This window comes from Microcoleus sp. bin48.metabat.b7b8b9.023 (assembly GCF_013299185.1).
GTDB lineage: Bacteria > Cyanobacteriota > Cyanobacteriia > Cyanobacteriales > Microcoleaceae > Microcoleus.
In genome coordinates this window covers 39,066-54,002 of record NZ_JAAFKG010000018.1, presented here as the reverse complement: position 1 = coordinate 54,002, position 14,937 = coordinate 39,066, and the positions used below count along the sequence as shown (strand labels likewise).

Annotated in this window: 12 protein-coding genes and 2 pseudogenes; 11 read left to right on the top strand and 3 right to left on the bottom strand. The window is 47.0% G+C overall.

Annotated features, from left to right (window positions below; all coding sequences use genetic code 11):
- Positions 1–2 precede the first annotated feature (2 nt).
- Positions 3–140 carry a hypothetical protein gene (locus QZW82_RS12825; protein WP_293148651.1) on the top strand — a complete coding sequence of 46 codons (138 nt, stop codon included), beginning with the start codon at positions 3–5 and terminating at the stop codon, positions 138–140.
- Between the two features lie 8 nt (positions 141–148).
- Here QZW82_RS12825 and QZW82_RS12820 read toward each other — a convergent pair whose 3' ends face one another.
- Both QZW82_RS12820 and QZW82_RS12815 read right to left on the bottom strand, forming a co-directional pair.
- Positions 149–328, bottom strand: a complete 180-nt coding sequence (locus QZW82_RS12820; RefSeq protein WP_293148649.1) for a hypothetical protein — start codon at positions 326–328, stop codon at positions 149–151.
- Between the two features lie 404 nt (positions 329–732).
- Complete coding sequence (locus QZW82_RS12815) at positions 733–2,232, bottom strand: GUN4 domain-containing protein (protein WP_293359695.1); 1,500 nt, start codon at positions 2,230–2,232, stop codon at positions 733–735.
- A 1,177-nt stretch (positions 2,233–3,409) separates the two neighbouring features.
- Here QZW82_RS12815 and QZW82_RS12810 point away from each other — a divergent pair.
- Entirely contained in the window at positions 3,410–4,861 is a 1,452-nt protein-coding gene (locus QZW82_RS12810) for a hypothetical protein (RefSeq protein WP_363318750.1), read from the top strand.
- Here the strand turns inward: QZW82_RS12810 and QZW82_RS12805 are convergent.
- On the bottom strand, positions 4,820–5,026 hold the full coding sequence (locus tag QZW82_RS12805; protein WP_293148644.1) for a hypothetical protein: 207 nt from the start codon (positions 5,024–5,026) through the stop codon (positions 4,820–4,822). The two genes, QZW82_RS12810 and QZW82_RS12805, sit on opposite strands and share 42 nt — an antisense overlap.
- 635 nt (positions 5,027–5,661) lie before the next feature.
- Between QZW82_RS12805 and rimP the strand changes: the two genes are divergently transcribed.
- The 9 genes and pseudogenes from rimP (at position 5,662) to QZW82_RS12760 (ending at position 14,923) form a co-directional block, all read left to right on the top strand.
- Positions 5,662–6,126 carry a ribosome maturation factor RimP gene (gene rimP, locus QZW82_RS12800; RefSeq protein WP_293148642.1) on the top strand — a complete coding sequence of 155 codons (465 nt, stop codon included), beginning with the start codon at positions 5,662–5,664 and terminating at the stop codon, positions 6,124–6,126.
- Positions 6,127–6,437: 311 nt separating this feature from the next.
- Positions 6,438–7,727 (top strand): transcription termination factor NusA, encoded by a 1,290-nt coding sequence (nusA, locus tag QZW82_RS12795; RefSeq protein ID WP_293148640.1) that lies wholly within the window; start codon positions 6,438–6,440, stop codon positions 7,725–7,727.
- A 103-nt stretch (positions 7,728–7,830) separates the two neighbouring features.
- Positions 7,831–8,145: a YlxR family protein gene (locus QZW82_RS12790; protein WP_293148638.1), complete on the top strand. Its 315-nt coding sequence runs from the start codon at positions 7,831–7,833 to the stop codon at positions 8,143–8,145.
- Positions 8,146–8,528: 383 nt separating this feature from the next.
- Positions 8,529–11,684 (top strand): translation initiation factor IF-2, encoded by a 3,156-nt coding sequence (gene infB / locus QZW82_RS12785; protein ID WP_293148636.1) that lies wholly within the window; start codon positions 8,529–8,531, stop codon positions 11,682–11,684.
- A 438-nt stretch (positions 11,685–12,122) separates the two neighbouring features.
- The gene (locus QZW82_RS12780) at positions 12,123–12,860 is read left to right on the top strand and encodes a low-complexity tail membrane protein (protein WP_293148634.1); all 738 of its coding nucleotides are present in this window, start codon (positions 12,123–12,125) and stop codon (positions 12,858–12,860) included.
- 240 nt (positions 12,861–13,100) lie between these two features.
- A complete protein-coding gene (locus QZW82_RS12775) occupies positions 13,101–13,325 on the top strand; it encodes a hypothetical protein (RefSeq protein ID WP_293148632.1) in 225 nt (74 codons plus the stop codon).
- Between the two features lie 233 nt (positions 13,326–13,558).
- Positions 13,559–13,861: pseudogene (locus QZW82_RS12770) on the top strand (hypothetical protein).
- A pseudogene (locus tag QZW82_RS12765) lies at positions 13,851–13,916 on the top strand (transposase); the annotation flags it as partial. The pseudogenes QZW82_RS12770 and QZW82_RS12765, both read left to right, overlap by 11 nt.
- Entirely contained in the window at positions 13,916–14,923 is a 1,008-nt protein-coding gene (locus QZW82_RS12760) for a transposase (RefSeq protein WP_293148630.1), read from the top strand. The pseudogene QZW82_RS12765 and the gene QZW82_RS12760, both read left to right, overlap by 1 nt.
- The last annotated feature ends 14 nt before the right edge of the window (positions 14,924–14,937 follow it).

Genomic DNA, 14,937 nt, shown 5'->3' with positions numbered 1-14,937 from the left:
CAATGATTTTAGTTGCGATCGCCCGCGCGTGCGATCGCAATTTTTATGTAATATTTTCTGTAAATTTTTATGTAAATTTTTATGTAAAAAAAAGAGGCGATCGCACAGATCGGGCGATCGCAGCACGCCGATCAATTTAGCAGCGACATCACGCTGGAACTACCGGATCGAACACAACAGTTAACCGATCGGCAGGAACCATCCGCTTCAGAATTTGCAAGTGACCGTCTGCATCAGACCAACTACGAAACTGACCCACAACCACCTTTTCCACATTCGGAAGCGATCGAACTACAGTCCACGGCTTGAGACGTTTTTCTTGCAACATAGTAAAGAAATCTCCTTAGTAAATTGGAGCTAAAGCCCGTCCTCATACTTTTCTACGGCTCGGGACTGGTCTGTAGCTTGATAAACTTGCCCTTCACTCAAAACATATCACAAAAAAATAGTTTGTGATTATACAACAGTTCTCAGAAAGATGAGGTATGTTGTTGGGATGCGAGCCCTTCTTAGTTTATTAGTTTAGTGGTGATATAAGCTGTCAGTCATACCTCATCTTTTTGACAAAGGCTATATCTTACTTTTTCTCTTTTTTTTATAAAATTCATACATAACACCTCATTTATGGTAATAGGCAATAGAGAATTGAGAATCGAGAATTAAAAATAACAAACCACCAATAACCAATAACCAATCACTACTAACTAATGACTAATGACTAATGACTAATGACTACAAATCTCGCCGCGACAGCAGAAACCAGATCCCACCCAAGCCCAAAACACCACACAAAACCCCACCTTCCCACCCAAAAACAGTCCCTCCCGGCAAATGTCCAGGCATTGCCTTAGAACTAAAATTCAGTTCAGAATAGTATACCCACTGACCGTTAACTCGCCAGCCCACTCGATCGCCAAACTTCTCCCAAACATCAGCATCATAAACACCAGCCTTTCCCCCCGACTTGACCCAAAAACCCTTTTGTACAGAAAAACCGAACCTCCGGTGACTGTGTCGCACCCAAAGTTGGTCAATCGTCTGCAAATCCTTAGCGGGAAACTTCCTAATATCTTCCTCACTCAAATAACCCCTCGAAACTTGCTGCATCACTTCCAGCATTTTCACAGAAGTTTCCTCATCAGCACCACGCCAATTTTTAGCAGCCAGCAGCCTTTCCAACTGAGAATAATCAATCCCTTTTTCCGACTCTAAATTCACAGAAACAATCGGATTTTTAGTCACAGGTTGAGTCGGCAAAGAAGCACTAAGAACAGTTGCCTGCTGCAACTTAGAATCTGGTGGAACAACAACAGCAGCAGGTTTTAAAATCTCAAAAACTTCCAGAGAAGACTTGTAGCGGTCTTTCACATATTCCTGAATCAACTTATCCAAAATCTGACCTAGATCCTGGCTAATTTTTGTTCCTTTCGGCAAAGCCTCCCTCCAAAGCCAGCGACCTTCGAGCGGGTCGTAAAGGTCATCGTGAATGTCCCCGTAGATATCCAAATAAGGCATCACAGAAGTCAGCAAGCGAATGCAAGTCACCCCCAAACTATAAAGGTCGCTAGCAGGAACAGCCCTACCGTGCCGCTGTTCTAGCGCCGCATAACCGGGAGTTCCCAACTTCGTCCCCGTTTTGGTTGGAGCATCAGTTACTACCTGTTTGGAAACCCCAAAATCTATCAGCACCAACTTGCGATCGCGATTGCGGCGGATCACATTCTCAGGCTTAATATCCCGGTGAATTACATTGCGCTCGTGAACAAAATTCAGCAAAGGCAACAAATCTAATAACAGTTCCCTAATTTTAAGTTCGCTATAAGCACCGTACTTTTCTAACTCATCCTTTAAATTATTCCCATCAATAAACTCTTGCACCAAATACAATCGACCATCTTCCTCAAAATAAGAAATTAGCTGAGGAATTTGTGGGTGCTTCAGTTCGTAAAGCCTTCTTGCCTCTTGTTCAAACAGTCGGACATATTTTTTAAAATGAGCCGGCTTCCGCTGAAATTCCTGCGGTGGCGACAACTGTTTGATAACGCAAAGTTCCTCAAATTTTCCATGATTGACAGCTCGAAAAGTCCTGCCAAATCCTCCGTCGCGCAGCGGTTCGGTTGCTGCATAAAGGTCTTTTAGCAACAGCTTGGAACCACAATTAAGACAATACTTTGTGCCTGGTGGGTTCTGACGCTTGTCTTTTGGGCAATCGAGATTAAGGCAGTATGTCATATATTAACAAAATGCGAACAAAATTATACTCAGGGGCAGAAATAACTCACTAATTCCTAACCAAAGCTTGACTTTACTTCCCAATGGGAAGCGCAGCATTCCATTTTTTAATTTGACATCAGCCTTGGAGAATGTGACCAATTTAAGAGAGTCTTTTCTGTATCCCGGCAATCTTGGATGTTGCGTTACCGTTCCAGATCCAATTCGTTTCAGCAGTCCAATGTATGAACTAAAAGATTCGGCGACGTTGGTTAGAGTTTGCTGTGCGACATGAGAGTACAGAGCTTTAAAATGCAAGTTTGACTTGAACATTTTATGGAAATCGTATTTTCCGGGAATCTTCCTAGTCTTGAAATATAACTGTCGTCCATAGTAAATGGCACAATTTGCTAGCTTGTTTGACTCACCACATACAAACTCTAAAATCGCTCTCAGATGAGAATCGGAACTAATTAAGTTTTGCTGGCAGCCATAACTAGACATTTTTTTGATTCTCAATATATTGCACTTCGAGATGTCAATAAATATTCAAGGCGCTTGAAACCGCTGCCGACTTGAACCCGTGTCTGAAGCTTTCGGGCCCGGCGGGCTCGATCTTCGGTTATTTTATTCAAGAGTCCGATCGCTAGCTGGTTTTTGTGCAAGCGAGATCCCGAACCTTAGGGAGGTTGCAGAACCCTCGCACTTGCTCGGAAGCGCCCTCGGCAGACTGCCCCTGAGCAAGTATACCTCTCTTGAGGGTTTGACCTCAAACTCGAAGTCCAAATCTAACCTTAAACTGCGATCGACGCAAGAGATTTGATTTAGCCCTCAAACAGCCAGCAGATTAAACAAAAATAGTAATTTATTACCAGCCCAGTTAGCTCTGCAACGCCGAAAAACAACTTAGGATTCTGCCTGAGATATAATTTTATTGCCAGAGAGAACCAAACTAACGGGAGCAGCAGCTACCGTTAAGTTCGATCGACCTTAATATTTTACAAGTATAAAATTTTACTCAACCCGGCAAAATCAACAATCCCAAACTACCCAACTTTCCCCTGGTTCAAATAAATACTAGCTTACTCGATCGCAATCCGATCGCAACCCGACAGTTAGCCAGTTTAAGCTGTTTCCTTTTTTCCAGCTATTACCAGTTACATTTATTTCGCTCCGTCTACTTATTTAGGAAATGCCAGTGACACCAAAACTACAGCCATCTCAAACTCAAGACTCCCGCAAAGAATCACCGAAAGTACCCTGGTTCGAGCGGTTCATTGCACTGGTCGCACTAGGAAATTTAAGCCTAGTATTATTTGATATGACTTATGTTACCTCCCGAGATTTCTACTTCCGGCAACTACCGGTTCTCACCCAAATATACGACCCATTCAAAGGAATTAAACCCCACCGAGACACCCAGAAATATCTAGAAACCTTAGCAGAATTAAAAAATCAAGTAGTGCAAACAGGCTTGTCCTCTCCTCAAGTAGCAGCCAAATTGGAAGAAATAAACACTCTGAGCGCGAACACGATCGACGAAGATCCGTTTCGATTAGCATCAAAAAGTGGCACCTTAGAAAAAATTAAAGACCGGATGCGCGATCGCACGCCGAATCCGCAGCAATCAGCCAAACAATCATTCAAAACATTCTGGAGCCAAGAGTATTTAAACAAAAAAGGCTGGCAACAAGAAATCACTTGGTTTGACGCCAAAATCAAGCCGTTAATCGCCACCAACTATTACCGCACGATCGGTGAAAATGGGGAATTTACAGACAACTTCTGGCAAATCGACCTGCCATTTATTGCCATATTCGCGATCGAATTTCTAGCCCGCACCTACTTCATCAGCCGCCGCCACCGCAGTGTCAGTTGGCGAGCAGCCATGCTCTGGCGGTGGTACGACATCTTTCTGTTCCTTCCCTTCTGGCGCCTGTTGCGAGTATTACCCGTCACAATTCGCATCCACCAAGCCAAAATGCCCGACCTCCAACCCATACGCACCCAAATCAGCCGGGGTTTCGTCGCCAACTTCGCCCAAGAATTGACCGAAGTAGTAGTAATTCAGCTGATCAACCAGATGCAACAATCAATTACCACAGGCGAACTAGCCCGTCAACTATTTAAATCGCAAAAACAACGCTATCTAGATATCAACAATATCAATGAAATAGAAGCGATCGCCACCCATCTCGTCCAAATCACCGTCTACAAAGTCCTGCCCCAACTCCAACCCGACTTAGAAGCCCTCCTCCGCTACAACATAGAATTATTTCTCAAACAATCCCCTCTCTATCAAGGATGGAAGCAAGTACCCGGACTGGGAAACCTCCCCGCACAGCTAGCAGAGCAATTAGTTGCAGAACTCTCGAAATTAGTCACCCTCGGCCCCCAAGATGCCTACGAAGCCTTTAAAATCGCCAGCGAAGACCCCGTAGGTACCAAACTATCAAGCCAGCTAGTCCAACATTTCGGGCAAGCTTTAGGGGCCGAACTGCAACAGCAGCAAACCTGGCAAGAAATACAATTGCTATTGTGCGACTTCCTAGAAGAGTTCAAAATCAACTACATCCAGCGGTTGAGCGAAGAAGACTTCGAGAAAATTTTAGAACAAGCTAAACAACTGCAACGGATAGCACCGCGTTAGACAGTTGACAGTTGACAGTTGACAGTTGACAGTTGACAGTTGGCCTGTTGTAGGGGCGGTGGATGGTGCGGGCCCGCCCTCTTTCTTTCTTTCAGTTGTCAGTTGACAGTTGACAGTTGGGGAACTAATGCCCGATGCCCAATGCCCAATGCCCTCTTTGCCCAATGCCCCATGCCCAATGCCCCACTTCGCAAATGGGCTTGTTCCGAAGGTGATTTGTCACTGGACGGGCGATCGAGCTAAACTGAGTAGCGAGGCCTCCCTTCGATCGAAAGTAGCCCTCAAACTTCTTGGAAGAAACTGTTTCACCTAGGAGTGGGTCGAACCCACTTTTTTTGTTGCACGAGTCCCAGCCAAACGGCTTAAGGCATCACACCTGCAAGTTGAAAACCAAGGGCCGCGGGCGACGAAATCAAGTCATCCCAAGGTAGAAAGCAGAAAGTAGAAGGCAGAATTTAAACCCCACAAGCTCATCGTCGGGCTTGAAAATCTGACATCTTTTTCTTCATTCCACGAATCAATTTGAGCGTAAAACACTCATATCTAACGGTCAAAAACCAGTCGATTTGAGATTTGAGACTTCGGCACGAGGTTGAACTGTCGAAGGATTTTAGATTTGAGATTTACTTGCACCTCGGTGAATCTGGGAGCTTGAACTAGAGTCTAAAATTTTGGGCCTAGCCCGAGGGCCCTGCCGGGGCTGGTCTCCGTTTTTTTTGGCCGATCGAAACAAAGCAATCTCAACAACTGATTTTTCATTGCCCTGTCCGAGTTCAGGAGTTTTAGTTTAAGTATTCGATATGACTCATCCCCTAATCCCACAAATCATTGACTTAGCTACCCCCGTTGCAGAAACACTGGGATTGGAAGTAGTGGGAGCAGTGTTTCACACCAACCAAAATCCTCCCGTCTTGCGGGTAGACATCCGTAACGTCCAGCAAGACACCGGTTTAGCCGACTGCGAGCGGATGAGCACAGCCCTGGAAGTCGAGTTAGACGCATCCGACATCATCCCCGACGCCTACGTGCTAGAGATTTCCAGTCCCGGAATATCCCGATTGCTCAGCAGCGATCGAGAATTCATTACTTTTAAAGGTTTCCCCGTCACACTCACAGCCACCGAACCCGACTCGCGAATCAAAGAGTGGAAAGGACTACTTGTGGGCAGGGATGAAACAACGGTTTATCTCAATCTAAAAGGGCGACAGGTTAAAATTCCCCGCCCCCAGATTGTCAAAGTTGAACTAGACGAAGGTAAAGAGTAAAAAAGGGAAATTTTGAATTTTGAGTTGTAGGGGCAGTACCCCTTGTCTGCCCGATTTGAGTTTTGAGATTGCCTCGCAGGAAGCTAAAAATGCTTCGCTGCGAGTTAATTTTTAAGAATCACATCTTTAGCCACAGGCTTGAAGTAGAACAACAATAAATTGTTGCAGCACCGAGATACCCTAATGCTATCTTTGTAACTCATCAATCATCAGTTATCACTTTTTTAAACTATTACCTGCTGTCAATCACCAATCGATCTATTTCCAATTACAAGTTACGTATTGTCCCATCAAACAAAGGAGTGTTTTATATGTCAATGGTTCCCTTGCGCGGACTCAAAGAAATGATCGAAGGTATTAGCAAAGAGCGAAATTTACCCAAACACGCCGTCCAAGCAGCATTGCGAGAAGCCCTGCTTAAAGGATACGAACGCTACCGTCGCACCCAAAAACTCGACCACTTCAGCGAAGAATACTTCGACAATTTTGATGTAGAATTAGACGCAGAACAAGAAGGTTTTCGCGTTTTAGCTAACAAAACTATTGTCGAAGAAGTCGTCAATCCCGATCACGAAATAGCACTTTCTGAAGTACAAGAAGTAGCGACGGAAGCTCAGCCTGGGAGCATCGTACTTGTAGATGTAACACCAGATCAAAAAGAATTTGGTCGCATGGCAGCGATCCAAACCAAACAAGTGCTGGCTCAAAAACTGCGCGACCAACAGCGCAAAATGATTCAAGAAGAGTTTAAAGATTTAGAAGAAACTGTTCTTCAAGCAAGAGTGCTGAGGTTTGAGAGGCAGTCGGTAATTTTGGCAGTTACCAGCAGCTTCGGTCAGCCGGAAGTAGATGCCGAACTCCCCAAACGCGAACAGTTGCCCAACGACAATTACCGTGCGAACGCTACATTCAAGGTTTATCTCAAAAAAGTAGGCGAAGGTTCTACTAGAGGGCCGCAGTTACTTGTTTCTAGAGCAGACGCCGGTTTGGTGGTTTACCTGTTTGCTAACGAAGTACCAGAAATAGAAGATGGGGTGGTGAGGATTGTCGCCGTAGCTAGGGAGGCAAATCCGCCCTCCCGGCACGTCGGCCCTCGGACTAAAATAGCAGTAGATACTCTCGATCGCGATGTAGACCCGGTAGGAGCCTGCATCGGAGCGCGGGGATCGCGAATTCAGGTAGTAGTCAACGAATTGCGCGGCGAAAAAATAGACGTGATCCGCTGGTCTCCAGATCCTGCAACCTATATTGCTAACGCTCTGAGTCCGGCTAGAGTAGATGAAGTGCGTTTGGTTGCCCCAGAAGGCAGGCGCGCTCACATTTTGGTCGCGGAAGACCAACTGAGTCTTGCCATTGGTAAAGAAGGTCAGAACGTCCGCCTCGCAGCCCGCCTGACAGGTTGGAAAATCGATATCAAAGATATTGCTAAGTACGATCGCGACGCCGAAGACATCAAACTGGCAGCAGAAGCAAGCAGGCTCGAAGAACTAGCAGGCGACGACTACGACGAAGAGGAAGGATCCGGCTACGACGGCGACGAGGAAACGGCAGAATTTGAGCAAGAGGAGCCAGCCACGGACGAAACCGCAGCCACAGTCTAAACACTGTGACATTCACTTTTATGTTTCTGGCACGGGAGACAAGGAGGACAATTCCCCTATTCCCCCCTCTCCCACTCTCTCAACTCTCCCCGAATCACTAGAAATGAAACCGAACTACCGGTGTTGCACAAGTTGTCGAAAAATAGCTCCTAAGGAAGCTTTTTGGCGAGTAGTCAGGCTCTATCCTTCTCATCAGGTACAATTAGATCGCGGCCTCGGTCGTTCCGCTTACCTTTGTCCGGCGAGCCAATGCCTCAAAGCAGCTCAGAAAAAAAATCGACTTGGGCGATCGCTCAAAGCGCCTGTGTCTGACGAACTGTACCAAACACTTTGGCAGCGTTTAGCCACATCTGACTGTACATCTGACTCGGAATCGATCGGACACCAAACCGACAATAGTTCGGCCTCGACTGTATAAACCCTCTTGGCAGCCCTACCAGTAATTACCGGTAGCGCCAGCTCTAAAACCCCGATCCGATCTGCCCACCAGTCTGGAAAGATTTGTGTCAGATTAGATAAGGGTAGGGTACTAGCAGAGGTATCCTCAAGGTGGAAAGACAAACTTTAAAGATTGATTTGTGGCAGTTGCCAAAATTCAGACTAGACAGTTCTCGCTTTCCCAAAAAAAACTTGAGAATTCTCCAACCGCAGACTTCAGCGAATTGCATCTTTTAGATAAAATTGCTGAGCGAGTACCAAAACCCCGATTCTTGACACTGAATCAATCACAGCGAATGATGTCGTCATTAGAACAAAAAATCAAAATGTAAAAACTGGTTGGCACAAAAGAGGGCAGAGTGGATGAACAACGGCAAAGTAAGAATTTACGAATTATCACGGGAACTAAATTTGGATAATAAAGACATCTTGGCAGTTTGCGAGCGGCTCAATATTTCAGTAAAGAGCCACAGCAGCACAATTACAGAATCTGAAGCAGAGCGCATTCGCAAAACGGCGGAAAAATACGTAGCCAGCCACTCTACCCCCGGCAAGCCAGCTCCCCCCGAAAGAGCAGCAGCGCCATCTAGAGAATCTGGCCCTCATCCTAACGACCAACAAAAAAAGCAGCAAATTTTAGAAATACGCAGTCCAAAAGTACGGCCGGCTGGTGCTTCGTCCCAGCCCGCAGGCAACGAGGAGCAAAAAAACCAGCCTGGGGCCACCGTGGCCACTCCTCCCAAATCGCCCGCCTCTCAACAACTCCAGCCTCCAGCTAAACCAAATATCAATCGACCTGTACTCTCGAAGCCAAATGTCGGTGGATCGGCGGCAGCTTCAGAAACAAGCTCGGAAACTGTAGGTGCGATCGCCCCGGAAACAAGCTCCCAGGCTCAAGCACCTGCGACACCTCAACGGCCGTCAGAAAAGGCTCCAGAACGCACCCCCCGCCCGCCGGTCGCCCCTCCAGCGCCGCCAGCAGGGGCAAAACTCACGTCGCCACCAGTCAGAGCGGCGTCCGAGCAGGCTGGCCGCAACCCACAAACTCTGGGAAACAAGCCGGTACTGAAACTGGCCAGAACCGATCAAGACCAATCAGAACAGGGAGAAACTCTGGAAGCGCCGGCGAAACCGAGCCGCCCCAGCAGACCTGCACCATCCGGTAGCGACGCTCAAAGACCTCGCCCAGGTGCTGGTGGGCCAGTGAAAACAGCACTTGCCGATCGACCCCAGCAGGGCGGCCCGCGCCGGAGCCTTGCCCCCGCAACGTCAGCCGCTGGGTTGCGTAGCCGGGGCGGTGACATTTCTGCCACCGGAGAAGACGCAGACGATGACGGAGACGATACGTCGTTGTTGCTGGATACTCTTCTCCTTCCAAAGCCGACTCTGCCAAAGCCAGCCAAAAAGACACAGGTCATTTGGGAAGAAGATGATGACGAAAACTCAGATGCTGCCAAAGCAGCCAAAGCAGCCAAGGCCAAAAATCGTCGCCTCAAACCCATAGACGAGGATGACGATGACTTAGAAAATGGCTTGGATATGCCAGCACCAGTCACCGTCAGCCTGTCTCTAGCCCGCCCAGCTAAGGCGAAGACACAAGCAGCACCAAAGTCAACACCAACTCCGGGCGCACCCGGTAGCAGCGGCAAAAATAAGAGACCGGGCCCTTCTCACGATAAAAGCTCTTCTGGTTCTTCCGGGGGACGCGGCAACCGCGGCAAAACAGCCGAAGCTAAGGTAGAACGTCCAGAAAAGCTGCTGCTGAGCAGACCGATGACCGTTCAAGAACTAGCAGTTACTTTGGCTGTTCCCGAAACCGAAATTATTAAGAGGCTGTTCTCTAAAGGTATTGCGGTCAACATTACCGAAACCCTGGACATTCCAGCGGTGAGAATGGTAGCCGAAGAAATGGGCGTAGAGGTAGAAACCCCAGAAATAGAAGAGCCAGCTACCAAAATCATCGAGATGATCGATGAGGCAGATTTGGAATACCTCCAGCGCCGTCCGCCAGTGGTAACGATTATGGGCCACGTGGATCACGGCAAAACTACTTTGCTAGACTCGATCCGCAAAACCAAGGTCGCTCAGGGAGAAGCTGGGGGTATTACCCAGCACATCGGTGCTTACCACGTGGATGTGGTACACGAAGGCAAGAGCCAGCAGGTGGTATTTTTGGATACGCCCGGTCACGAAGCCTTTACAGCTATGCGGGCTCGCGGTACGCGGGTGACAGATATTGCCATCTTGGTGGTGGCGGCGGACGACGGCGTGCGACCCCAGACAATTGAAGCTATCAGCCACGCGAAAGCGGCGAAAGTGCCAATTGTCGTGGCTATCAATAAAGTTGACAAGGAGGGCGCTCAGCCGGAACGGGTGAAGCAAGAGCTTACTGAGTACGGCTTGGTCGCAGATGACTGGGGCGGCGATGTGACGATGGTTCCAGTCAGCGCTATCCGAGGGGAAAACCTCGATACGCTGTTGGAAATGATTCTGACAGTCGCGGAAATGGAAGACCTCAACGCTAACCCGAACCGAGCGGCTAAGGGTACTGTAATTGAAGCTCACCTCGACAAGGCAAGGGGGCCAGTGGCAACTCTGCTGGTGCAAAATGGCACGCTGCGAGTGGGTGATATTGTGGTCGCAGGCTCTGCTCTGGGCAAGGTGCGGGCGATGATCGACGATCGCGGCGATCGCGTAGACCAAGCAAGTCCATCCTTCGCTGTGGAAGTGCTGGGGTTGCGGGAAGTACCGCAAGCTGGAGATGAGTTTGATGTCTTCGCTAACGAAAAAGAAGCAGCGGCGATCGCAAGCGGAAGAGCTACATCCCAAAGAGATTCGCGTCTACTTCAAGGTGGTCGGATCAGCCTCAGTGGCTTCTCTCAACAAGCTAAGGAAGGCGTTCTTAAGGAACTCAACTTGATCTTGAAGGCAGATGTCCAAGGCTCCCTGGAAGCCATTGTCGGTTCTCTGACCCAACTTCCTCAAAAAGAAGTTCAACTCCGATTGCTGCTATCTGCTCCTGGGGAAATCACAGAAACGGATATTGACCTGGCCGCAGCTAGTAATGCTGTGATTATCGGGTTCAATACTACTCTCGCCACCGGCGCTCGCCAAGCAGCCGACCAAGCGGGCGTAGACGTGCGGGAATACAGCATCATCTACAAACTCTTGGATGATATTCAAGGGGCGATGGAAGGACTGCTGGAACCCGAACTGGTGGAAGAACCTCTGGGTAAGGTGGAAGTGCGCGCTGTCTTCGCGATCGGTCGCGGGGCTGTGGCTGGATGTTACGTACTCGAAGGCAAGGTCATCCGCAACTGTAAGGTGCGGGTGCGCCGGGGCAACAATGTCGTTTACGAAGGTGTCCTTGACTCCCTCAAACGGATGAAGGAAGATGCCAAGGAAGTCAATACTGGCTATGAATGCGGTATTTCCTTGAGCGGGTTTAGCGACTGGGCGGAAGGCGATATTATTGAAGCCTACCGGATGGTTACTAAGCGCCGCACGCTATCTCAATAGTTTTGAGTTGTGAGTGTTGAGTTGGAAGAGAATTTTTGAGTGAAGGCAACTTGCATTGCCGATCGCTCCCAACTATTCTCTTCACTCAATACTCCCAAACTCATCGGACAGTTGACAGTTGACAGTTGACAGTTGACAGTTGACAGTTGACAGTTGACAGTTGACAGTTGACCGAAAGAAGAAGGAATAAGTCAAGCGTGAATTCGGAAGAAAGAAGAAAGAATTAAGAACTTCCTAATCGTCTTTACCCTTGCTTAAAATTGAAAATTTGCTCGCTCAAATAAGAATTACCGAAATAAACCAGATTTCTGCTTGTAAGTCCTCGGTTTGATAGCTAAATATTTACTCCTCGCATCGGATTTCAGAGTCAAGAGTGTATCTCAAAATCTCAAAATCCAAGATTCAAAACTCCTAATTCATAACTAATAATTAATTAAAGTGCGTTCTTTTTGGTCAGATCCTTTCTTGTGGATTCACCTTTCTGGGGTGGCTGCATTGCCGCTTTTCCTGGGACTGTGCTTGCTGGGACTTGCAGTGGGTTCTCCCACGCTCTCTGTCTGGTTAGAAGTGTTTTTAGTGGCTGTAGCAGGTATTGTTCCTGTGCTGTGGATGCAATGGTTCCGCCCTTTTTACATTTTTAGTATTTTAGTCGTGGCCGTGAAACCGCAGAATTTAACTTCTGTGCAGCAGCAGATGCTGACTCGGTTTAAAACTAAATTAAATCAAGGAATTGCTCTTTTTATCGCTGTTTTGCTGGCAGTAATTTTGTGGCAGCTATATCGATTTGCTCCCCTCGCTGCTGGGGTGGCTCCGTTTCCTCCTTCCTGGCGGTGGGCTGGATTGTTGTTGGCAGTTGCTGCTTTTTTAGCTAGCAATTTGTTTTTGCAGGTGTCTGCTAGTGTGATGGCTGTTTTGCTGACGCCGGAATCAGAATTTGCAGCGACAAAGCCTCATGTATTAGAAAACATTAGGCAGGATTTTACGATCGCACCTTGGCAAGTCGATCGACTTTTGCCAACTTTTGCGGGCGAGACAACTGTCGATCCGACTGCAGCCGCAGACTCAATCCCACCAGCCGAAGGCATCAAGAATGCGTCATCCAGCAGTACAGTCAACTCAGAACCTGCGGACACCAACGGCCCTACATCCCTAACCCAACAGTCGATCGAAAAATGAAATAAAACATTAATATCGACATAATTGTAGTTTAAGCTACTTTATTTTCGACAGATGTATGCTGTGAAAAAATAGGTAATGCTCCGGCTCAGATAGAGATTATTAATAATCTTAATATTTAATATTTAATCGCAGGTTGTGGCTATTTTATATTGGCTATTTGGAGAAAAGAATCTATAATAGAGAGAGTCAAGGTAAGCTTTCAATCCTTACAGGGAATTAAAACAGAGGTATAACAATATGGCGAATTATCTACCGATCGCACAAGAACCTCAAGCCGCAGAGCCGATCGAGCTGTGCGAAGATTCTGAAATCTGGGGCAGTCTCAAATCCGCGATCGGAGCAAGTTCAGGATTTCAACGCTGGCAGCTAGAACTCAATTTTGAGAGTCAACAGCAAAATTGCACCATCGATCAGCAGGTTCGATCCTATCTGCGGGAAACTTTAGAAACTTTGGCTTACTGAGCGTAGCAAAACCAGAGATTGCCATAGTTTGTGAAATTTAACCTCAAATTCCGCCCTATCCCCTCCAATATGCTATGGGAGTTAACTTTCAACTTCGGAGTTCAAATTGCAGGGGAGAGATCTAACTAAATCAAAGATAACCTAGACATCGCCGGACAATCTGATACAATCAAACAAAAGTTGAACAAAAAACTATTGTCAAGTATCTCCCACCCTAATCATCATCCTCCTCCATCCTTGGAGTCAAAAAAAGAAATCTCCGACGTTGGGAAGAAACAGGAAAAATCAAAAAGCTTCTTGCCCTATTGGAACGAATCTTCTCATGAAATGTCCGAATGGTTGTCGTTGCCCACAAAAACCGATTGGCAAGAAGAGGCTTTGACAAATGCCAATGGAATACCGAGCAAAACCGGTGTAAACTCCTGGTACCGGAGCAAACAAACCTTAGTCCAGAACCAGAAATGCTTGAAGACGTGCTTGCAGTCCTCCACCGAGCGAGTAGTAGATTGTACTCTCGATGAAAGTATAAATCTTAAATCTCACAAGCTCAGGATTTACCCAAGTCAGGAATTAAATAAAGTCTGGCGTAAATGGCTAGCAGCCTGTCGTTATTGTTTCAACCAAGCAATAGCAATGCAGCGAAAAAAGCGATTAAGCAAGCTGAATTGCGTAATTCAGTTATGCGAAGTGATTTACCAGAATGGGTAAAAGAAACACCTTGTCATATCAGGCAGAATGCTATTTTTGATGCTTACCGAGCATTTAAGGCAAGTTCAGACGCCAAGTTCCGTAGCGTCAGAGATTACTCTCAAACCATCAAGTTTAACGATTCAAACTTCAGGTCAGGCACTTGGTATCCTTCCTTAACCAAAGGATTAACCTATCATACTTCTGAGGTAATTCCTGATTGCGATCGAGGTACTCAGTTAGTCTACTGCAAGGGTCGTTGGTTTGGGGTGTTTCCTGTGCCAGTTACTTTGCCGCCTACGGTAGCAACAGGAATTATTGCATTAGATCCGGGGGTGAGAACATTTATGACCGGATTTGATGGCAATAAATTCCTTGAGTTTGGAGGTGTTGACATGGGACGAATAGCTCGTCTGTGCCAACACTTAGATAACTTAATGAGCCGAATATCTCAAGCCACGAAACGGCGCCGAAAACGGATGAGGCAAGCGGCTCATCGCATGAGAATACGGATTCGGAATTTAGTAGACGAATGCCAAAAACAAACCGCTTGCTATTTAACTAGCAACTATCGAGTCATATTTCTTCCAACTTTTGAGTCTTCCCAAATGGTAGCCCGGTCACGAAGAAAGATTCGTTCAAAAACCGCTAGAGCCATGTTGACATGGGCCCATTACAGATTCAAACAAACCATCAAACATCAAGCAAATATCAGAAACGTCAGCGTGATTGATGTCACAGAAGAATACACGTCTAAAACTTGTACCCATTGCGGTCACTTACATCAAAAGTTAGGTGGTTCTAAAGTGTTTACTTGCCCTGAGTGTGGCTACTCAATCCCACGGGATTACAATGGTGATGAAAGGTATATTACTGAAAGCTTTGCGGGATACCGCCTCTATCTCCTATGAGGATCAAGCGTGCT